The 20,451-nt window shown below is 69.2% G+C and carries 21 protein-coding genes; 4 read left to right on the top strand and 17 right to left on the bottom strand.

What is annotated here, in order from left to right:
* Window positions 1-129: 129 nt before the first annotated feature.
* From ASF52_RS14695 to ASF52_RS14665, 7 genes are all read right to left on the bottom strand, one after another.
* Complete coding sequence (locus ASF52_RS14695) at window positions 130-894, bottom strand: SOS response-associated peptidase (RefSeq protein ID WP_056173470.1); 765 nt, start codon at window positions 892-894, stop codon at window positions 130-132.
* Window positions 895-999: 105 nt separating this feature from the next.
* Window positions 1,000-2,682 carry a methyl-accepting chemotaxis protein gene (locus tag ASF52_RS14690; protein WP_056173467.1) on the bottom strand — a complete coding sequence of 561 codons (1,683 nt, stop codon included), beginning with the start codon at window positions 2,680-2,682 and terminating at the stop codon, window positions 1,000-1,002.
* 94 nt (window positions 2,683-2,776) lie between these two features.
* Window positions 2,777-3,781 carry a magnesium transporter CorA family protein gene (locus tag ASF52_RS14685; protein ID WP_056173463.1) on the bottom strand — a complete coding sequence of 335 codons (1,005 nt, stop codon included), beginning with the start codon at window positions 3,779-3,781 and terminating at the stop codon, window positions 2,777-2,779.
* Window positions 3,782-3,791: 10 nt separating this feature from the next.
* Window positions 3,792-4,664: an SDR family oxidoreductase gene (locus tag ASF52_RS14680; RefSeq protein WP_056173458.1), complete on the bottom strand. Its 873-nt coding sequence runs from the start codon at window positions 4,662-4,664 to the stop codon at window positions 3,792-3,794.
* A gap of 9 nt (window positions 4,665-4,673) precedes the next feature.
* Window positions 4,674-5,522, bottom strand: a complete 849-nt coding sequence (locus ASF52_RS14675) for an SDR family NAD(P)-dependent oxidoreductase (protein WP_056173456.1) — start codon at window positions 5,520-5,522, stop codon at window positions 4,674-4,676.
* On the bottom strand, window positions 5,519-6,274 hold the full coding sequence (locus tag ASF52_RS14670; protein ID WP_056173453.1) for an enoyl-CoA hydratase-related protein: 756 nt from the start codon (window positions 6,272-6,274) through the stop codon (window positions 5,519-5,521). Before ASF52_RS14670 ends, ASF52_RS14675 begins: the two co-directional genes overlap by 4 nt.
* A 72-nt stretch (window positions 6,275-6,346) precedes the next feature.
* On the bottom strand, window positions 6,347-8,098 hold the full coding sequence (locus ASF52_RS14665) for an acyl-CoA dehydrogenase (protein WP_056173450.1): 1,752 nt from the start codon (window positions 8,096-8,098) through the stop codon (window positions 6,347-6,349).
* Between the two features lie 194 nt (window positions 8,099-8,292).
* On the opposite strand from ASF52_RS14665, the gene ASF52_RS14660 reads away from it, so the two are divergent.
* Window positions 8,293-9,270, top strand: a complete 978-nt coding sequence (locus ASF52_RS14660) for an L-threonylcarbamoyladenylate synthase (RefSeq protein WP_056173447.1) — start codon at window positions 8,293-8,295, stop codon at window positions 9,268-9,270.
* Window positions 9,271-9,416: 146 nt separating this feature from the next.
* On the opposite strand, the gene wrbA is transcribed toward ASF52_RS14660, so the two are convergent.
* The gene (gene wrbA / locus ASF52_RS14655) at window positions 9,417-10,016 is read right to left on the bottom strand and encodes an NAD(P)H:quinone oxidoreductase (protein WP_056173444.1); all 600 of its coding nucleotides are present in this window, start codon (window positions 10,014-10,016) and stop codon (window positions 9,417-9,419) included.
* Window positions 10,017-10,161: 145 nt separating this feature from the next.
* Between wrbA and ASF52_RS14650 the strand changes: the two genes are divergently transcribed.
* Window positions 10,162-11,043 carry a LysR family transcriptional regulator gene (locus ASF52_RS14650; protein WP_056173441.1) on the top strand — a complete coding sequence of 294 codons (882 nt, stop codon included), beginning with the start codon at window positions 10,162-10,164 and terminating at the stop codon, window positions 11,041-11,043.
* A gap of 9 nt (window positions 11,044-11,052) precedes the next feature.
* Here the strand turns inward: ASF52_RS14650 and greA are convergent, their stop codons facing one another.
* The 8 genes from greA to ASF52_RS14615 form a co-directional block, all read right to left on the bottom strand.
* Window positions 11,053-11,514 (bottom strand): transcription elongation factor GreA, encoded by a 462-nt coding sequence (gene greA, locus ASF52_RS14645; protein WP_056173438.1) that lies wholly within the window; start codon window positions 11,512-11,514, stop codon window positions 11,053-11,055.
* A 54-nt stretch (window positions 11,515-11,568) separates the two neighbouring features.
* On the bottom strand, window positions 11,569-12,555 hold the full coding sequence (acuI, locus tag ASF52_RS14640; protein ID WP_056173435.1) for an acrylyl-CoA reductase (NADPH): 987 nt from the start codon (window positions 12,553-12,555) through the stop codon (window positions 11,569-11,571).
* A gap of 85 nt (window positions 12,556-12,640) precedes the next feature.
* Window positions 12,641-13,228 carry a hypothetical protein gene (locus ASF52_RS14635; protein WP_056173432.1) on the bottom strand — a complete coding sequence of 196 codons (588 nt, stop codon included), beginning with the start codon at window positions 13,226-13,228 and terminating at the stop codon, window positions 12,641-12,643.
* Between the two features lie 221 nt (window positions 13,229-13,449).
* Window positions 13,450-14,457: a cell wall hydrolase gene (locus tag ASF52_RS14630; RefSeq protein ID WP_056173429.1), complete on the bottom strand. Its 1,008-nt coding sequence runs from the start codon at window positions 14,455-14,457 to the stop codon at window positions 13,450-13,452.
* 140 nt (window positions 14,458-14,597) lie between these two features.
* Window positions 14,598-14,852 (bottom strand): hypothetical protein, encoded by a 255-nt coding sequence (locus ASF52_RS14625; RefSeq protein WP_056173425.1) that lies wholly within the window; start codon window positions 14,850-14,852, stop codon window positions 14,598-14,600.
* A gap of 190 nt (window positions 14,853-15,042) precedes the next feature.
* A complete protein-coding gene (gene ppdK, locus ASF52_RS14620) occupies window positions 15,043-17,736 on the bottom strand; it encodes a pyruvate, phosphate dikinase (RefSeq protein ID WP_056173421.1) in 2,694 nt (897 codons plus the stop codon).
* 157 nt (window positions 17,737-17,893) lie between these two features.
* A complete protein-coding gene (locus ASF52_RS22125) occupies window positions 17,894-18,046 on the bottom strand; it encodes a DUF3096 domain-containing protein (RefSeq protein ID WP_082483460.1) in 153 nt (50 codons plus the stop codon).
* An 18-nt stretch (window positions 18,047-18,064) separates the two neighbouring features.
* Window positions 18,065-18,706, bottom strand: coding sequence for a L,D-transpeptidase (locus ASF52_RS14615; protein WP_056173418.1), 642 nt, complete (start codon window positions 18,704-18,706; stop codon window positions 18,065-18,067).
* Window positions 18,707-18,941: 235 nt separating this feature from the next.
* Between ASF52_RS14615 and ASF52_RS14610 the strand changes: the two genes are divergently transcribed.
* On the top strand, window positions 18,942-19,382 hold the full coding sequence (locus ASF52_RS14610) for a VOC family protein (RefSeq protein WP_056173416.1): 441 nt from the start codon (window positions 18,942-18,944) through the stop codon (window positions 19,380-19,382).
* 3 nt (window positions 19,383-19,385) lie between these two features.
* On the opposite strand, the gene ASF52_RS14605 is transcribed toward ASF52_RS14610, so the two are convergent.
* A complete protein-coding gene (locus tag ASF52_RS14605) occupies window positions 19,386-19,829 on the bottom strand; it encodes a cyclic nucleotide-binding domain-containing protein (RefSeq protein WP_056173412.1) in 444 nt (147 codons plus the stop codon).
* Window positions 19,830-20,098: 269 nt separating this feature from the next.
* Here ASF52_RS14605 and ASF52_RS14600 point away from each other — a divergent pair, with 269 nt between their 5' ends.
* Window positions 20,099-20,293 (top strand): general stress protein, encoded by a 195-nt coding sequence (locus tag ASF52_RS14600; protein ID WP_056173408.1) that lies wholly within the window; start codon window positions 20,099-20,101, stop codon window positions 20,291-20,293.
* The last annotated feature ends 158 nt before the right edge of the window (window positions 20,294-20,451 follow it).

Raw genomic sequence — 20,451 nt, 5'->3', positions numbered from 1 at the left:
TTCTGTGGTCGGGCGGGGCCGAACCGGCCGATGGACCGTCTCGGCCCCGCACGCAGTGTTGCGAGCGATGCCGCCTTTGGCCCCCCGACGCAACGTCGGAAATCACGGCGCCCTTCGGAGCGGCCGATCTCAGAACAGCGAGCCCTGCGCATCCTCGTCGCTGGAGCGCGGCCGATCCTTCGCGGGTATGCCGGGGGCCTCGGGTGCAACGCTCGGCTGCTCCAGCGGCACGACGAGGTCCGGCCCATCGTTGCGGGCGTCGTTCACGCGCGGGCTCACGGGATCGAGGGTCAGCCAGTCGTCCGGGCACGGCCGGCACAGGGCGGCGGCCGAAGCGGGCTCGACGCCGCGCGTGTCGAGCCAGGGCTCGACCTGATCGCGAGACAGGATCGCCGGCATGCGGTCATGGACCGCCGCCATGAGCCCGTTGGCGCCCGTGGTGACGATGGCTGCCGTATCGATCTCCGAGCCGTCGGCCCCGAGCCAGTTCTCCCACAGACCGGCGAGCGCCATCGGCGCCCCGTCGGCCCGGCGGATCATGAACGGCGTCCTCGTCGCCGTCTTGCCCGTGCCTTCGCGGCGCCACTCGTAGAACCCGTCGGCGAGGAAGACGCAGCGGCGGTGGCGCAGGGCCCCGCGAAAGGTCGGCTTCTCGGTCATCGTCTCCACACGGGCGTTGATGACGAGGGGAAAGTCCTTTGGATCCTTGAGCCAGCTCGGCCACAGGCCCCAGCGCACGAGCCGGAAATGCCGGCTCCCGTTCTCGACGTGCACGATCGGCACCGGCTGGGTCGGGGCGATGTTGTAACGCGCCGGAAAGTTCGGTTGCTCGGCATAGCCGTAGAACCGCCGGTAGAGTTCTGGCGACTGGAGAGCGAAGTAGCGTCCACACATGACGGGACGATCGGAAATCCAGTCCGGTTCGGCAAGGGGCGGCGAAGGTCGAGACCGACGGGCACGGTCACCGGAGGTGCGGGGTGCGCCTCCGGTGATTCACGGTCAGGCCGCGCGCACGCTGGAAAGGAAGCGTTCGACTTCCGAGCCGAGATGCTCCGACTGGCGCGAGAGGTCGGACGCGGAGGCCAGCACCTGGCTTGCCGCCGCACCCGTCTCCTCGGCGGCGGCCGCTACGCCCGCGATGTTCGCCGTGACCTCGCCGGTGCCGGTCGCGGCTTGCGCCACGTTGCGCACGATCTCCTGGGTCGCCGCGCCCTGCTCCTCGACAGCCGCCGCGATTGAGGTCGCGACCGTGCTGATCTCGCCGATGCGTCCGCGGATCGCCTCGATGGCCCGCACGCTCTCGCCCGTGGCGCCCTGGATCCGGGCGATCTGCGTGCCGATCTCGCCGGTGGCACGGGCGGTCTGGCCCGCGAGTTCCTTCACTTCCGTGGCCACCACGGCGAAACCCCGGCCGGCCTCGCCGGCCCGCGCCGCCTCGATGGTGGCGTTGAGCGCCAGAAGGTTCGTCTGCGAGGCGATGTCGGCGATGAGCTTGACCACGTCGCCGATGCGCGCCGTCGCGCCGCTGAGTTCCTGAACCAGGGCGGCGGTGGCACCCGCCTCGCGCACGGCCGCTCCGGCGAGTTCGGCCGAACCCTGCACCTGGCGGCCGATCTCCTGAACGGACGAACCGAGTTCCTCGGCGGCCGCCGCGACCGTCTCGACGTTGGACGCGGCCTCCTCGGCGGCGGCAGCCACGGAGACCGACTGGCTCGCGGTTTCGGTGGCGGTGCCGCTCATGGCCTGCGCGGTCGCCTGCAGGTCGGCGGCGGACCGACCGACGGAGGCCACAACGCCGACGACGGCGCGCTCGAACGCCTCGGCCATTTCCTGCATGGCTCGGCGGCGCTGGGCCTCGGCGCCCGCGCGGGCCTGGGCGGTTTCGTCTTCCAGGCGTTTCATTCGAATGAGCCCGTCCTTGAAGATCTGGACGGAGTCGGCGATGCGGCCGATCTCGGTGCCGGTGCCCTGGTGAGGGATCGTCACCGCGAGGTCGCCCTTCGTCAGGCCGGTCATCGGCCGAACCACGGCGTCGATGCCATGGGTGACGCTGCGGACGATCAGGATCGCGAGAACGAGGGCGAGGGCAACCGCGAGGGTGAGGGCCGTCAACGCGATGGTCTTCGTCTGTGCCGTGAGGGCGTTGCCTTCCTCATGCGCCTTGAGGGCACCGGCATCGTTGATCTCGATGAGCTTCTCCAGGGCCGTCGAGGCCCGCCGACGCGGCTCGACCGCTTCGGACAGGTAGAGGTTGTAGCCGTCGCTGCCGTTCCGCGCCGCCGCGGCGATCCGGTCGGCGACGGCGAGAAAGCCGTTCACCTCCTTGCGAAAGGTTTCGAACTGCGCGCGCTCGGTCTCGGAACTGATCAGCCGCTCGTAGGCCTTCGCGAGGGCGGCGATCTGCTCGCGCCGTTTGCCCATGTCGGCGTCGATCTTCGCCCGGTCGGCGGCATCGGTCGTCTGCGTGGTGCGCAGCAGGCTGGTGGTGTATCGCGCGAGCGCCGTGTCGATGCGTCCACTCGTCTGGATGCTCGGGAGCCAGTTGGTCTGAACATCGGTGAGTAGAGCATCGACCCGAGACAACCCCGTCACTCCGAGCCAGCCGATCCCGAGGATGAATGCCGTGATGATCGAGAAACTGGCAATCAGCTTCGCCCGGATAGTTACTTTCTGCAGTGACATCGACCCGCTCCGAAAACGTGCGACCGGCCACCGGAGCACGCTGAATGCCGGCATGATGCCGCGACATCCTTAACGGGTTGGTTCGAATACGCAGCTACAACCAGCGCTTCCAGCGGAAGAACACGTAAGGTAGCACGGCGGCGACCACCATCATCACCACCGCCATCGGGTAGCCGAGACCCCAGTCGAGTTCCGGCATTGCCTTGAAGTTCATGCCGTAGATCGAGGCGATGAGGGTCGGGGGCATGAACACCACCGCCATCACCGAGAACAGCTTGATGATGTTGTTCTGCTCGAGGTTCACGAGGCCGAGGGTCGCGTCGAGGAGGAACTGGATCTTCGAGGACAGGAAGGTGGCGTGCTCCTCGAGGGACTGGAGATCGCGCAGGGTCGAGCGCACGTCCTCGCGCAGCTCGCGCGGGGCCTTGGCGGTGCGGTAGGTCGCCGAGAGCGAGAGCAGGATGCGCTCCATGGAAACGAGGCTCTCGCGTTGTTTCGAGATCAGGTCGCCGTGGCGCCCGAGTGCCCGCAGCGTGTCCTGCAGGGCGGTGTTGCGGGCGGACGGGTCGGCCTTCTCCTCGAAGATCTTGCCCGACAGGCGGTCGATGCGCTCGCCCTGGAGCTGGAGCACGTCCGCCGCCCGGTCGATCACCGTCTCGATGAGGCCGGCGAGGATGGTCTCGCCGGACGGGATGGCGGAGGGCCCGTTGCCCGTCGAGCGCCCGGCGCGCTGGGTGTACATCCGGAACGCCTGCGGCTCCTCGTAGCGCACGGTGACGAGGCGGTTGCCGCGCAGGATGAAGGTGATGCCGGCCAGCCCCGGCTCGTCGCCGTCGCTGACCTTGCTCAGCACCCGGCCGGTCATGTAGCGCGCCCCGTCCTCGACGTAGAGGAGTTCGGAGGGCTCGATATCCTTCATCTCCTCGCGGGTCGGCACCGAGATGCCCATGAAGGCCTCGACCTTCAGATCCTCCTCCCGGGTCGGGCGGATCATGTCGAGCCACACGGTGTCGTCGGGGATCGGGTCCTGCAATTCGAGGGAGGTGCGCTCGAGCAGGGTCTGCCCGGCGCCGGCGACCGGCTGGTGGATGAAGATCACGGGTTACGTCTCAGGCGAGGGCCCCGGGAGGCGGTGAACTCGCATCCGGTACGAAGAAGTCCGGAGCAAGGGGGACGTCGGGTGTGACGCGGTATTTTGTAAAGTCCGTGACACCCTGCTCCGCCAGGAACGTGTCGTCGATGAGAAAGCGCCCTGTGGTCTCCCGGGCCGGCAGGCCGAACAGGGCGTGGGCCGCGTCCGCGATGATCTCGGGCGTGCGGCTCGCCTGCATCAGGGCTTCGCCGCCGAGAAGGTTCCTTACCGCCGCCGTCGCGATGGTGGTGCGCGGCCACAGGGCGTTCACCGCGATGCCCTGACGGCGCAGTTCGCCCGCCAACCCAAGGACGCAGAGCGACATGCCGAACTTCGCCATGGTGTAGGCGAGGTGCGGCGCGAACCATTTCTCCGCCATGTCGAGGGGCGGCGACAGCATCAGGATATGAGGGTTCTCGGACTTTTCGAGGTGCGGGATCGCATACTTGGACACCATGTAGGTCCCGCGCGTGTTGATCCCGTGCATGAGGTCGAAGCGCTTCATCTCCGTCTCGGGCGTACGGGTCAGCGAAATGGCGCTGGCGTTGTTCACGACGATGTCGATTCCCCCGAAGGTGTTCGCCGTGGTGGCGATGGCGGCGGCGACGCCGTCCTCGTCGCGCACGTCCACGATCAGCGGCAGCGCCCGCCCCCCCGCCGCCTCGATGGCGGCGGCGGCTGTGTGGACGGTGCCGTCGAGCTTCGGATGGGCCACGTCGGTTTTCGCCGCGATGGCGACGTTGGCGCCGTCCCGCGCCGCCCGCAGGCCGATGGCGAGCCCGATGCCGCGCGAGGCGCCGGTGATGAACAGGGTCTTGCCCTTCAGTGATCCGCTGCTGGGTCCCGTCATGGCGTCCTCTCAGGGTCCGATGTGGAAGCGCGCCGGGCGCGTGCCGTCGGCATCGGTGAAGCCGTACCGGGCGGCGAGGTCGCCCGCATGCAGGATGCGCCCGGCCTGTGCTGCGACGTCCGGGTCGGCGGCGAGCGCCGCCAGCGCGCGGCCGGCATAGAGCGGGCTCTCCGTGGCCATGTCGGCGTGCCCGACATCGATCACCCGTTCGGTGCGGACGAAGCCCGGCGACAGGCCGAGGGCCGTGACACCGTGCGGCGCCAGTTCCTGCGCGCAGGCGAAGGCGAGGCGGTTGGTGGTCGCCTTGGCCAGATCGTAGAACACGTCGCCGAGGTAGCCGGGCCCAGTGTCGAACGACACGAAGGCGACGAGGCCGGCTTTCGCCGCGACCATGGCGGGCGCCACCGCGCGGGCGAGCAGCAGTGCCGGATAGGGTCCGCTGCCGAAGAACTCCGAGAATGGCTCGGCCGAGCGGCGCCAGAACGGGGTGCCCCAGGCGGCCCCGTCGGGATAGCGCTCGCCGTCATAGCCCTCGGCCCCGCCCCAGACGCTGGAGACGGCCACATCGATCCGGCCGAAGCGGCGCAAGGCCCAGTGGACCAGGGTGTCGACGGCCCGCTCGCTGGTGTGGTCGCAGAGGTAGTGGTGGCCGGTGCCGCCGGTGGCGTCCACGATCCGGGCGGTGTCCTCGATGGTCTCGGGCCGCCCGTCCGTGCGCGGGCCGGTCTCGCTGGAGCGGCCGGTGACGATCACCGTGGCGCCGGCCTCGCCGAGTGCCTGGGCGATGCCGCGCCCGACGCCCCGCGACGCCCCGGCGACGAGGCAGACCTTGGCGCGAAGATCGGGCGCCGGGCTCACGCCTTGCGCGACCGGTTGAGGAAGGCCGCGAAGGCGTCTTGAGCCTCCGGCGAGCGCAGGCGCGCCTCGAAGGCCACGGCCTCCGTCTCCACCGCCGCCTCCAGGGCGGCCTGATCCCTCCGAATCAGGGTGCGCGTCGCCTGCAGCGGTCCCTTGGGAAGGGCCGCGAGCCGGGCGGCCTGGGTCATGGCGTGGTCGAGGAGCCGGTCGGCCGGCACGACGGCGTTGGCGAGTCCGAGGCGCACGGCCTCGTCAGCATCGTAGGCTTCCGAGAATAGCAGGATTTCGGTGGTGCGCTGCAGGCCGATCCGGTGCGGCAGCAGGTAGCTCGATCCCGCCTCCGGCACGAGGCCGAGTTCCACGAACGGCATGCGGAAGCGCGCCGCCGGGCTGGCGTAGACGAGGTCGCAATGCAGGGTGAGCGTCGCGCCGATGCCGACCGCCACCCCGTCGACGGCCGCCACCATGGGCGTCCGGGTCCGGGCGAGCTGCCGGATGAAGTGCAGGGCGGGCGAATCCTCGAACGGGTGCCGCGAGGCCTCGACGAAGTCGGACAGGTCGTTGCCGGCGCTGAACGCTCCGGGCGAGCCGGAAAACACCACGGCACCGATGGCCTCCGACGCGTCGGCCTCCGCCAGGGCCTCGCGCAGGGTGTCGTACATGGCGCTCGTCAGGGCGTTGAACTTATCGGGCCGGTCCAGGCGGATGAGGCGGACGCCGCCTGTGTCTTCGATGACGACGTGCTCGGTCATGGTGCTGTCTCGCCTGTCTTGCCGTTCCCTGCGCGCGGTCCCGTTCCCCTCCGCGGGAGGGGCGTCCCGCGCTCACCCCGCCAGGGCGAGGGCTGCCGTCTCGGTGAAGCCACCGCCGTCAATGACGCTGTCGGCGAGGCCGCTCGCCGCCGTCAGCTCGTTCTCGGCGAAGAACCGCGCCAGGGCGATCCGCCCGGCATGGGCTGGATCGGTCTCGCCGGCCTGGAGGGCGGCCCGTGCGGCGCGGGCTTCCCGCGCGAGGCAGGCCGCGCCCTGGACGAGGCCGAACAGGCGCAGATACGGCGTCGCCCCGGCGAGCGCCGTCTCCGGACGGTTCGAGGCGAGCGCCGCCAGCTGAAAGCTGGTGGCCCGGTCGAGGCTCTCGATGCCGGCGCGCAACCGCGCACCGAGATGGCCGTAGGCCGGGTCGGCATCCTTCAGGAGGCCCTCCGCCACCCGGCGCAGGGACGCGATCTGCGCACGTACGGTGGCGCCCCCTTGGAGCGGCAGCTTGCGGCTGACGAGGTCGATGGCCTGAATGCCGTTGGTGCCCTCGTAGATCCCGAGGATGCGGGCGTCGCGCATGTGCTGGGCCGCCCCCGTCTCCTCGACGAAGCCCATGCCGCCATGGACCTGCACGCCCAGCGACGTGACTTCGTTGGCGATGTCCGTGGAGAACGCCTTGGCGACGGGGGTGAGGAGCGAAGCGCGGTCGTGGGCGCCCTGCCCTTCCGGTCCCTTTGCCGCGTCGAGGGCGGCGGCGGTGAGGTAGCAGATGCCGCGGGCGGCCGCCGTGTAGGCCTTCATGGTCAGCAGCATGCGCTGGACGTCGGCATGCGCGACGATGGCGCTCGGGCCTTGCGCGCCCGGCGCTTTTCCCTGGCGGCGCTCGCGGGCGTAGGTCAGGGAGGCCTGCGTCGCCCGCTCGGCGATGCCGACGCCCTGCAGGCCGACATTGAGCCGGGCCGAGTTCATCATCGTGAACATGCAGGCGAGGCCGCGGTTCTCCTCGCCGATGAGCCAGCCGATGGCGCCGCCCGCATCGCCGAAGGCCATGGAGCAGGTCGGCGAGCCATGGATGCCGAGCTTGTGCTCGAGCCCCGAGCACCGCAGGTCGTTGCGGCTGCCGTCGGGCAGGATCTTGGGTACGAGGAACAGCGAGATGCCGCGGGTGCCCGCCGGTGCGTCCTTGAGCCGGGCGAGCACGAGGTGGACGATGTTGTCGGTGAGATCGTGCTCGCCGTAGGTGATGTAGATCTTCGCGCCGACGATGCGGTAGCGGCCATCGCCGACGGGCTCGGCGCGGCTGCGCAGCAGGGCGAGATCGGAGCCCGCCTGCGGCTCCGTCAGGTTCATGGTCGCGGTCCACTCCCCCGAGACGAGCTTGCCGAGATAGCGCGCCTTCAGATCCTCGGACCCGTGCTGCGCCAGGGCCTCGATGCCGCCGGCGGTGAGCAGCGGGCACAGGCCGAACGCGATGCTGGCCGCGTTCCACATCTCCGTGCAGGCGGCGTTGAGGAGGAGCGGCAGGCCCTGGCCGCCGTGGTCCGGATCGGCGGACAGGCCGTTCCAGCCGCCCTCCGTCCAGGTCCGGTAGGCCTCGCGCCAGCCCGGCGCGGTGGTGATGGCGCCGTCGGTAAGGGGCGTGCCGTGGCGGTCGCCGACGCGGTTCAGGGGTGCGATGACGCCGTCGGCGACGCGGGCCGCCTCGTCCAGGATGGTCCGGACATCGTCAAGCGTCAGGGCCTCGCCCAGGGTCGCGTCCAGCCCGGCGACGTGGCGCAGGGCGAACAGCATCTCGGAGACCGGGGCGCGGTAGGTCATGGAAGCTCCCTATGAGCGTCTTCTTGTGTCGCGCTTGATGCGCTTGGCGTATCGTTCGCCGCCCGTGTTTGACGCAAGCCTCGGCCGGACGCTAGAGCACCGGCCGGCTCCGAGATCGCCCTGCGCGGGGAAGCTTCAATGGGGCAACGGCTTAACCCGGCCCAGCCGCTCCGCTCTCCAGGGATAGTTTAGATATGAACGATCTCCGGTCAAGCCTGCGCCTCGCCGCCGACGAGGCCGGCATCCTGGAGGCGGCACGGCTGCTGGGGCTCGGACGCACCGTCGCCTTCCCGACGGAGACCGTCTACGGCCTCGGCGCCGATGCCACCGACCCGACGGCCGTGGCCCTGATCTACGCCGCCAAGGAACGCCCGCGCTTCAACCCCCTGATTGCGCATCTGGCGGATCTCGCCGCGGCCCAGGTGCAGGGGGTGTTCGATGACGCCGCCCTGGCCCTCGCGAACGCGTTCTGGCCCGGTCCCCTCACCCTCGTGGTCCCGGCCAGCCCGGGCTGCACCGTCTGCGATCTCGCCCGTGCCGGCCTGGCGAGCGTGGCGTTGCGGGTGCCGGGCAACACCATCGCCCGCGATCTCCTCGCCCGGGTCGGCCGACCCGTGGCGGCGCCGTCGGCCAACCGCTCGGGCCGGGTCAGCCCCACCCGTGCCGCGCATGTGCGTGCCGACCTCGATGGGCGGATCGACGCGATCCTCGACGGGGGTACGGCGCCGGTGGGTGTGGAATCGACGGTGGTCGCCTGCCTCGACGGTTCCCCACGCCTGCTCCGGCCGGGCGGGGTGACGCGGGGCGACCTCGAACGCATCTTGGGCTATGCCGTCGCCGGCCCGGCTCCGGACGATAGCGCGCGTCCCATCGGGCCCGGCCTCCTCGCCTCGCACTATGCGCCCCGTGCCCGTGTGCGCCTCGACGCGACGACGGTGGCGGCCGGCGAGGCCGTGCTGCGGTTCGGCGGGATGCCCGCAGTCACGGAGGCGCGCGCCTCCCTCGACCTCAGCCCGGGCGGCGATCTCGCCGAGGCGGCCGCCAACCTGTTCTCCGCCCTGCGGAGTCTCGATGCCTCGGGCACGGAATCCATCGCCGTCGCGCCGATCCCGCAGACGGGACTCGGCGAGGCGATCAACGATCGCCTGCGCCGTGCCGCGGCTCCACGCTGAAATCTTTTCAACGGGGGTGGAACTTTGCGGAGCCTTGGTCCGTTTGACTAGAACGAAGGCCAGTTCAGCCCCCAAATGGCCTTTTGTCTCTCAAGGCTCGGAGCGATCCGAGCCTTTTTTCTTGGGCGGGAATCCCCGGCGTCGCGTCAGCCGGCGAGTTTCGCGGCGATGCCGGCGACGTGGCGGCCCTGGTAGCGGGCACCGGCCAGATCCGTGGCGCTCGGCTGGCGCGAGCCGTCGCCGTCCGCCAGGGTGGTGGCGCCGTAGGGCGAGCCGCCCTTCACCTCGTCGACACCCATCTGGCCCTGGAACGCGTAGGGCAGGCCGACCACCACCATGCCGTGGTGCAGCAGCACCGTGTGGAAGCTCGTCAGTGTCGTCTCCTGTCCGCCATGCTGGCTCGCCGTCGAGGTGAAGGCCGAGCCGACCTTCCCGACGAGGGCGCCCTTGGCCCAGAGGCCGCCGGTCTGATCGATGAACTGCTTCATCTGCGCGGCCATGTTGCCGTAGCGGGTCGGGGTACCGAAGATGATGGCGTCGTAGTCCGGGAGTTCGTCCACCGTCGCGATGGGGGCGGCCTGATCGAGCTTGTAGTGCGATTGGCGGGCGACCTCCTCGGGCACCAGTTCCGGCACGCGCTTGATCGTGACCTCGACCCCGGCCTCGCGAACGCCCTCGGCGACGGCCTCGGCCATCTTCTCCACGTGGCCCCACGACGAATAGTACAGCACCAGAACCTTGGTCATCGGGTCGTCTCCTACGGTGTGGCACGGGTCGGCCCATCGGAGCCGGCACGCGTTTCGCCGCGCCTTATCGCTCGGAACTGCCTTTGCGAAAACGCCCTGTTCTGCAAAACGATCTTTGCAGGAATGCACGATCGGAGCCGACGGAATGGACTGGGACGATTTTCGCCTCGTGCGCAGCGTCGCTGAACACGGCGGCCTGGCGCGGGCGGCCGAGCATCTCGGCATCAATCCCTCGACGGCGTTCCGTCGTCTCGCCGGGATCGAGGCAGCCCTCGACACGACGCTGTTCGACCGTCACCGCGCCGGCTACGCACTGACGGGCGCCGGTCTCGCCATGGTGGAGGCTGCCGGGCGGATGGAAGCCGACGTCGCGCGCTTCACCCGCGAACTCGCCGGGCAGGATCGCAGTCCCGTGGGCGACCTTCGAATCACCACCCCGGCGGGTCTCGTCGCCGATATGCTGATGCCGGTGCTGGCCCGGTTCACCGTGCGCTACCCGCGCATCCGCCTGCACCTGCTGGTTTCGGAGGAGGCCCTCAACCTGTCGCGCCACGACGCGGACGTGGCGCTGCGCGCCAGCGATGCACCCGCCGCGAACCTGGTCGGGCGCCGGCTCGCCACCATCGCCTGGGCCGTCTACGGGCGGTCCGAGTTCACCGGGCGACCGACGGAGGAATGTCCGTGGGTGGTGCCGGGTGACGGTGTGGCGGGTGGACGTTTCGTACGGTTCCGCGAGAGCCATGCCGCCGCCGAGCGCGTGGTCCTCACCCTCAACACGGTGCTGGGCCTGCGCGAGGCGGTGGAGGCCGGCATCGGCATCGGCCCCCTGCCCTGCTGGTCGGCCGACGCACGCCCGGGTCTCGTGCGGCTGTCGGACCACCTGCCGGAGCTGTCCGCCGGCCTGTGGCTCCTGACCCATCCGGACCTGCGCCATGCCGCGCGGGTCCGGGCCTTCATGGATTTCATGACCGAGGAGATCGTGACGTTGCGCCCCGGAATCGAGGGCAAGACGGCTCCGCCTCGATGATCTCCGAGCCTACTTGGTCTCGATGATCTCGATCTCCTGGCCGTTCACCTCGACGGTGTCGCCGACGCCCTTGCCGGTCAGGGCCCGTGCCATGGGCGAAACGTAGGACAGGCTGCCCTGGGTCGGATCCGCCTCGTCTTCGCCCACGATACGAAAGCTCTGGTGGCTCTCGTCCGCGCGGGCGATGGTCACTGTGGAGCCGAACCGCACCACGTCGCCGGGCTCGACCTCCACGAGCTGGGCCGATCCCAGCCGCGCCGTCCAGTAATGCAGGTCGCGGGTCACGCGGGACTCGTCCGCCTTGGCGTCGGGCGTCAGGGCCGAGAACGCATCGCGCAGGCGGGCGACCTCGGCCTCGATCTGCGCCAACCCCTCGGGTGTGACGAAGTTCGGGTGCTCCGAGATGGGGCGATCGGGGAGATCCTCGAAGGCTTCGCCGCCTTCGGTCTCTTTGACAAATGCACTGCTCATGAAACCAGCAATGCGCCTCGGTACGGCTAAGTTCCGCCCCGACCGACGATCCGTTTAAGGAACGGTCACCACCGTCCGTCCGCGTACGCCGCCCGAAAGGATCCGTTCGGCGAGGCGATCCACCTCGGCCAGGGGCACCGTCGTGGTCATCGCGGCCAAGGCCGTGCGGTCGAGGTCGCTGGCGAGGCGCGCCCACGCCGCGCGGCGTTTCGGCAGCGGCGTGGTCACGCTGTTGATGCCGAGGAGCGACACGCCGCGCAGGATGAACGGTGCCACGGAGGTCGGCAGGTCCATGCCCTGGGCGAGCCCGCAGGCGGCGACGGCGCCGTCCGCCTTGGTCCCGGCGAGCACGTTGGCGAGGGTCACGGAGCCGACGGCGTCGACGGCGACGGCCCAACGCTCCTTCGCCAGTGGTTTGCCCGGGGACGAGAGTTCGGCACGGTCGAGGATCTCCGTGGCGCCGAGACCGCGGAGGTAATCCTCCTCGCCGGCCCGGCCCGTGGAGGCGATGACCTGCCAGCCGGCCCGGGCGAGCAGCGCCACGGCGACGGAGCCGACGCCGCCGGATGCGCCGGTGACCAAGGCGGGACCGTCGCCAGGCCGAGCGCCGTGATGTTCAAGGGCCATGAGACACAGCATCGCCGTGTAGCCCGCGGTGCCGATGGCCATGGCGTCGGCTGCGTCGAGCCCTTCCGGCAGGGGCACGAGCCAGTCGCCCTTCACCCGCGCCCGCTCCGCATAGGCGCCGAGATGGGTCTCACCAACGCCCCAGCCCGTGAGGATCACCGCATCGCCGGGGGCGTAATTCGGGTGATCCGATGCCTCGACCACACCGGAGAAGTCGATGCCGGGGATCATCGGGAAGCGGCGCACCACCGGCGAGCGCCCGGTCATGGCCAGTCCGTCCTTGTAGTTCACGGTGGAATGGGTGACCCGGACGGTGACGTCGCCGTCCATGAGGTCGGCCGCGTCGAAATCGCGGAACGTCAGGGCTTGCCCCGTCTCGGTCTTCTCGACCACCCACGCCTTGAACCGGTCCATGCGCACCTCCCGCGTCAGCAGGGAGGTGTGGCATGGCCGGGCGGAATCAACCGCCCCGGCCGGTTCGGCCGGGGCGTCAGGCGTCTCAGTACCCGTCGTAGATGCTGCCCGTGGAGAAACCGAGGCCGACGCCGATATCCGCCGAGCTGGCGCCGGCGATGCCGACGGCATCCGGGATCGAGCCGATGCGGGGTCCGTAGACGCCCGGATAGCCGCCGCCGTTGCCGTAATTGGCCGGGACCCATCCGGCGCGGGCCGGCTGCACGAGGACGCGGCGGCGGATGCTGGCGTACTCGGCCGGGATCGTCTCGGGGATCGATTGGGCCGGCTGGACCAGCACCCGGCGATGGCGCACAGAGTATCGCGGCGGCACGTCGACCCAGCAACCAACGAGCTCGCCGTAGGGATCGCGACGGGTCTGCCAGACACGGCCGCCCGGGCTGACGACGACGCGCTCAGACACGGTCTCGTAGATCGGCGGGATCGTGCGGTAGACGGTCTCGGCCGGGCGCACGAGGACGCGCTCGGACACGGCGCCGTAGACCGGCGGGGTCGAGACGTGGCGGTAGCATTCGGAACCGCCACAGCCGCCCGCCTGGGCGGAGGCTGCGAACAGAACGGCGCCGGCGATGGCGGAGGCAAACGGGATGAATCGGGTGACCGGCGCGGTCATGCGGGCTTCCTCGGGCTGTGACGCGGATACTGGCGGGATGGCGCCGTTGTGGTGCGCGCATCTCGACGTATCAGAGGCAGCCAAGTTGCCGCTCGGGCAAGCCGAATTCAGACTCAGGGTAAAATTAACCTAAGCTTAGGACTACTTAGATCTTCCCCTACTTAGGTAGAATTCGATGGAACCGGATCACGTCTGCTCATTGGTTTGCGCTCGACCGGCCTTCAGGTCTGCCCGCGCTTGAGCTGGTAGAAGATGTGCCGCCCGATGACGTCCATCTTGCGCAGGCGCCGCGACCAGCCGGGTTTCACGTAATCGGCGTGGTAATGCGTCGCCCCGCCGACCTCGCTGAGGTACGTCCGTCCCTCGATCACCGCGCTGGCAATGCGGGTGGCCGATTGCCACGACGGCCCGTCGGTGATGCGCAGGGACTTGCCCTCGCAGGCGAAGGAGAACTGGCAGCCCATGTAGCGGTGGCGGTTCTGGTAGACCACACCGCAGACGTTGCTGGGGTAGAGCCCGCTCTTGACCCGGTTCAGCACCACCTGTGCCACGGCGGCCTGGCCGTCCTCAGGCTCGCTGCGGGCTTCGAAGTAGACGGCTTCGGCGAGGCAGCGCTGTTCGCGATCGAGGGCGTCGGGACCGATGAGGTCGGCGTAGCGATGGCGGGCGCTATCGCCGACCGGCCCCTCGGCGTCGCGGCGCGGCGAGAACCCCGGAATGGCGAGCCCGCCCGGAATGGCGAGGTTCGCGGCCGCGACCTCGATGGGCGTCGCATCGGCCGGGGCCGGGGTCGTCGACGACAGGGCGACGGCGCGGGGGATCGCGGGCGTCGCACCGTCGCTTGTCTCGATGGCCTCCTCCCCGTCGGCCGGGGGCGGGACGAAGCCGAGATCCGGTTCGAGCTCCGGATTCCAGACGGCCGGTCCCGGCAGGAGGGCGCCGTTGGCCGAGCCGGAGAGGTTGGCATGCAGAACCGAAGCGGTACCGCGGTCGAGCTCGGCAGGAAGCCCCGCCCGCATCCGCTCGGTGCTCACCCGTCCACCGATGAGGGGGACCCCGTGCGGCAAGGCCGAGGCGATCCGCACATCGTGCGCGAGGGAGCGGGTCGTGCCGTCGGTGCCGGCGCTGGCCGTGAACGAGACAAGGAAGCCCATGCCGGCGGCCCAGGGCGCCATGGCGGCACTGAACCAGCGCAGGCTCGAATCGCGTCGTACCCGTTTCGTGCCCACGCCCAACCGATCCACGTTCCGCAACACCGTTCCGGTCGGCCGATCAGGTCACCCGAAGGGGTTCCCTATGCGGCAGCCGGTTCAGGCATATTTGCGTGGCATGGTTGCGGAGCGGTTAAGCCCGTTCCGCAACGGTTGGTTCAGAATGTGCCGGGGCGTCCGTGGGCGACGGCAAATGCCTTGACCAGGGCGGAGGGTGCGCTGTCGCCGCCCGTCCGCATCTCGGCGATCCGCTCCGCATCCGCACCGCTCTGGGTGGCGACGGCGAACACGAACAGCGCTAGGGTGGCGAGGCCGCCGAATGTCCAGAGGGAGGCCTGCTGGACCACCTTCGGGATCGGGGTGACGGCGGAATTTTCGTTGAGGTAGAGTGGGGTGGGCGTCGTTTCGATCATGGCCGGCGTTCCCACGCGATGGCAGCCGCCCCAATGAGCTGGAATGCTCGCGCAATGGATCGGCACTAGCACTGAACGTGCCGGCACGAAATCGGTTCGCCGCGTTTTCGACAATTTGTTGAACGGATTTCGCCGCGACTCTCCCGGGCGGCGTGAAGCCACCCGGAAGAGTTCGGATCGAGCCTCCGGATCAGGCCTTCTTGGCGGCGTCCTTGGCGGCGTCGCGGGCGGCCAGGGCCGCCTGTGCCGCAGCGAGGCGGGCGATCGGCACGCGGTAGGGCGAGCACGACACGTAGTCGAGGCCGACCTCCTGGCAGAAGCCGATGGAGGCCGGGTCGCCGCCGTGCTCGCCGCAGATGCCGAGCTTGATGTCCGGACGCACGGCCCGGCCGCGCTCGACGCCGATGCGCACGAGTTCGCCGACCCCCTCCTGATCGATGGAGATGAACGGGTCGGCCGCGAGAATCCCCTTCTGGGTGTAGGCCCCGAGGAAGGTCGCGGCGTCGTCGCGGGAAATGCCGAGCGCCGTCTGGGTCAGGTCGTTGGTGCCGAAGGAGAAGAACTCCGCCGTCTCGGCGATGTCGCCCGCCCGCAGGGCGGCGCGGGGCAGCTCGATCATGGTGCCGACCTGATAGTCGACCGCGCTGCCGGTCTCCTCGGAGACGGCCTTCGCCATGGCGTCGATGCGCGCCTTGACGATGTCGAACTCCATCTTGGTGAAGACCAGCGGGACCATCACCTCCGAGGTCACCGGGGCGCCGGTCTCCTTGGCGGCCTGGACGGCGGCCTCGAAGATGGCGCGGGCCTGCATCTCGGCGATTTCCGGGAACGCGATGGCGAGGCGGCACCCACGGAAGCCCAGCATCGGGTTGAACTCGTGCAGCTCCGTCATCCGACGGCGCAGCTTGTCCTCCGACACGCCCATGCTGCTGGCGACGTCCCGCACCTCCACGTCGGTATGCGGCAGGAACTCGTGCAGCGGCGGATCGAGCAGGCGGATCGTGACGGGCAGACCCGACATGATCGTGAACAGCTCGACGAAGTCCTGGCGCTGGTAGGGCAGGATCTTGGCCAGCGCCGAGCGGCGTCCTTCGGCGTCGTCGGCGAGGATCATCTCACGCACGGCGACGATGCGGTCGCCCTCGAAGAACATGTGCTCGGTGCGGCACAGGCCGATGCCCTCGGCGCCGAAGTTGCGGGCGGCGCGGGCGTCGGTCGGCGTGTCGGCGTTGGTTCGGACCTTCATGGTGCGGACCTTGTCGGCCCAACCCATCAGGGTCGCGAACTCGCCCGACAGGGACGGCTCCAGCATCGCCACCTCGCCCAACAGCACCTGACCGGTGGACCCGTCGATGGTGATCTTGTCGCCGGCCTTCAGAACCGTGCCGGCCACCGACAGGGTGCCGGCCTTGTAATCGACCCGGACGGTGCCGCAGCCCGAAACGCAGGGCTTGCCCATGCCGCGCGCCACCACGGCTGCGTGCGAGGTCATGCCGCCGCGCGTGGTGAGGATGCCCTCGGAGGCGTGCATGCCGTGGATGTCCTCGGGCGAGGTCTCCACGCGCACCAGGATACACTTGCGCTCGGCCTTGCGGGCGGCCTCGGCATCCTCGGAATTGAACACGATCTCGCCCGTGGCGGCGCCCGGCGAAGCGGGCAGGCCCGACGCGATCACCTTGCGCTCAGCCTTCGGGTCGATGGTCGGGTGCAGGAGTTGGTCGAGGGCCGCCGGTTCGATCCGGCCGATGGCCTCCTCCTGGGTGATCAGACCCTCCGCCGCGAGATCGACGGCGATGCGCAAAGCGGCCTTGGCCGTGCGCTTGCCGTTGCGGGTCTGAAGCATCCAGAGCTTGCCGCTCTCGATGGTGAACTCCATGTCCTGCATGTCGCGGTAGTGGTTCTCGAGGAGACCGTAGATCCGGACCAACTCGGCGTAGGATTCGGGCATCGCCCGCTCCATCGACGGCTTTTCGGACTTGGCCTCAAGCCGAGCCTTCTCGGTGATGTCCTGTGGGGTGCGGATGCCCGCCACCACGTCCTCGCCCTGGGCGTTGATCAGGAACTCGCCGTAGAGGGCGCGCTCGCCGGTGGACGGGTTGCGGGTGAACGCGACGCCCGTGGCCGAGGTGTCGCCCATGTTGCCGAACACCATGGCCTGGACGTTGACGGCCGTGCCCCAGCTCTCGGGGATGTTGTTCAACTCGCGATATTTCTTGGCGCGCGGGATCATCCACGAATCGAACACGGCACCGATGGCACCCCAGAGCTGGTCCTCCGCGCCCTGCGGGAAGTCGGAACCGTGCTCGGCCTTCACGATGGCCTTGTAGCGCCCGACGAGATGCTTCCAGTCGTCTGCCCCGAGTTCGGTGTCGAGGCTGACGCCCTTCTCTTCCTTGTAATGCTCCAAAGCCTCCTCGAAGGCGTGGTGCTCCACGCCCAGAACCACGTTGGAATACATGGTGATGAAGCGCCGGTAGGAATCGTAGGCGAAACGCGGGTCACCGGCGCCCGTCGCCAGGGCCTCGACGGTCACGTCGTTGAGGCCGAGGTTGAGCACCGTGTCCATCATGCCGGGCATCGAGGCGCGGGCGCCCGAGCGGACCGAGACGAGGAGCGGGTTCTTCGGATCGCCGAAGCCGCGACCGGTGAGCTTGCCGACGGCCTCCAGGGCTGCGGCCACCTCGGCCTTCAGCTCGGCCGGGTAGGTCTGCGCGTTGTCGTAGTAGGCGGTGCAGACTTCCGTCGTGATGGTGAAGCCCGGGGGCACCGGAAGGCCGAGATTGGACATCTCGGCGAGGTTCGCGCCCTTGCCGCCGAGCAGGTTGCGCATGGACGACTGGCCTTCGGCCCTGCCGTCACCGAAGGAATAGACCCACTTGCCCATCGTCACCCGTCCGGTTGCTGGAATGAAACGCGAATTGCGCGCCTATCGTACCCGGCGGGTTGGACCATCTCATGCTGCAACGCAAGATGAACGCCGCGCGGAGTGGGGACCCGCGTGACGGTTCTGTACCTCTGTCACCGACCGCCGTCGCGCCGGCTCACGATAGCGCGCGAAACACCCCGAGGCCAATCAGCCCGACGAGGATGAGGTAGGCCGCGACGATGAAATTCAGCAGCCGGGGGATCAGCAGGATCAGCACCCCGGCGCCGAGGGCGACGAGGGGCTGCAGGTGGGCGATGGTGATGGTCATGGCCGAACGGTCCTCGTCTTACACCCGATACTTGCCGTTGCGCTTCACCAGCACCTGGGTGCCGACGGGGACGCGCTCGTAGAGGTCGACGATGTCCTCGTTCAGCATCCGCACGCAGCCGGACGACAGTTGCTCGCCGATGCTCCAGGGCTCGTTGGTGCCGTGGATGCGAAACAGCGTGTCGCGGTTGCCCTGGTAGAGGTAGAGCGCGCGGGCGCCGAGTGGGTTGTCGAGGCCGCCCTTGCGGGTGCGCGGCAGATCGGGATTGAGCGAGACCATGGTGGTGGTCGGGCTCCAATCCGGCCACACGCCCTTGCGGGCGATGCGAGCCTCGCCCTTCCACGAGAAGCCGGCCTTGCCGACGCCGACGCCGTACTGAACGGCGGTGCCGTCCTCCTGCACCAGGGCGATCTGCCGATTGTCGATGTCGACCACGATGGTGCCGGGCTTCTCCGGCCCGGTGTAGCGCACGATCTGGCGCCGGTACTTCGGGTCGAGGCGCGACTTGTCGACGATGGGCACGTCGAACGGCTTGTCCGGCATGGTGCCGGTGTACCAGGCGGCATCGTCGTCGGCCGCGACATTGACGGGGCCGCGCGCGTTGCAGGCCGCCAGGGGGGCGATGAGGAGCAGGCCGAAGATGAGGCGGCGGGTGGACATGGCTGGCTCCGCGGGGTGTGGGTTGAGGGGGGCGGGTTGCAGGATTCTTCCCCCTGACTAGCCGTCCCGGACCGCCGAGGGTGTATCTTTCCCGCCGCAGGTGTGGGGAAGCGTCGCCCCCGCACCGCCATATTCAGGCGAGCCTGCGAGGCAACCGCGGCTCGATCAGGCGATCCGCGGTGTTGCGTCGGCGTCGCGCTTGATCGCATCATGAACGCCACACGAGGATCCGCCCATGGCCGACACCCAGACCCTGCCCGTCTCCGACGCAGGCGACGTCCTCGACAACCTCGCCCCGGCGATCCATCTCGATCATTGCGTGATCCACGTCTCCGATTGGGCACGTTCGACGGCCTTCTACCGCGACGTGCTCGGGGCCGAGATCGTGGAGCGCCCCGTCGGCGCCGCCTATCGCTTCGGCGGGGTGCAGCTCAATGTCCATGGTCCGGGCATCGAGGCGACGCCGCTTGCCGAGAAGCCTGTGATGCCCGGCAACAGCGACCTGTGCTTTCGCTGGTCCGGCCCCATCGAGGGGGCCATGGCGCATCTCGCGACGCACGGCGTGCCGGTCGAGCGCGGGCCCGTGGAACGCGACGGTGCGGCCGGTCGGGGCCTCAGCGTCTATTTCCGGGATCCGGACGGATCGCTGATGGAGTTCATCACCTACCCGGAGTGAACGTCAGCTCCGGCTCTGCGCCAATTGCTGGTTGGTCTGCTCGAGGCGCAGGGCGAGTTCACGCATGACCGCGATGCCGATCTGCGGGAACTGAGCGAGGAGCTCGAGGAAGACCGTGCGGTCGATGCGCAGGGCCGTCAGGGGTGTCAGAGCCGCGACCGTGGCCGAGCGAGGCTGGTCGGCCAGGATTCCCATTTCGCCGAGGAGGGCGTTGGCGCCGAGGAGCGCCAGCCGAAACGGTCCCTGCGGCCCTTCGATGGAAACCTCGGCTTCGCCTTCGAGAATCAGATAAGCCGCATCGGCGGTATCGCCGCGCGCGAACAGCTCTTGGGTGGCCTCGAAATGAACCCGCTCGCTGGTGAAGGCGAGGAGCTTCAGGCGCGACGGTTCGACGCCTCGAAACAGCGGCACCTGCCGTAACGACGAGACCTCGGTGTCGAGGGTCATTGGTGCACCCCAGCGTCGCGCGGCGGCATCGAACGGTTTTCCATACCGCATCCATGCGGGTCGCACACGGATTGTCCAGTCCCGGCAAAGCCACGGGGCGGGAGAGCCGCCGCGCCGAGGCCGTCGAAGTGCCCTGTACGCGAGCGTTTCCTATACCCATGCTTATAGCCACGCTTGCCCCGCTCTACGCTGATCAGCCCGGGTTTCCCTAAGGAACCATCGATATTGGTGAAGGTTGTCTTGGCAGTGAGAGCAAATCTGAGGAGGCGCTGATGGCATCGAACTCCACCTCGAAGCGGGGCTTTGCCTCGATGGATCTGGAGCGGCAACGGGAGATCGCGAGCAAGGGCGGGCGCAGTGTGCCGGCCGAGAAGCGCTCGTTCTCCCAAGATCGCGAACTGGCGTCGTCCGCCGGTCGCAAGGGTGGTCAGTCCACCGGCACCGGTCGCCCAGGCGAGGACTGATACCGGTCATTGGAGCCCCTTCGGGGGTTCCAAGCTCAATTGAAACAAAAAGGCCTCGTCCGAAATGGACGAGGCCTTTTTCATGCCCCTTCAGAGTCTTCTCATCCAAGAACCAGTTCTTGGCGATGTCGGCCTATGCGCGACCATGACGAAGGTTG

Origin of the sequence: Methylobacterium sp. Leaf112 (assembly GCF_001423295.1) — a bacterium.
Lineage (GTDB): Bacteria > Pseudomonadota > Alphaproteobacteria > Rhizobiales > Beijerinckiaceae > Methylobacterium.
This window is presented reverse-complemented; position numbering and strand designations above follow the sequence as displayed.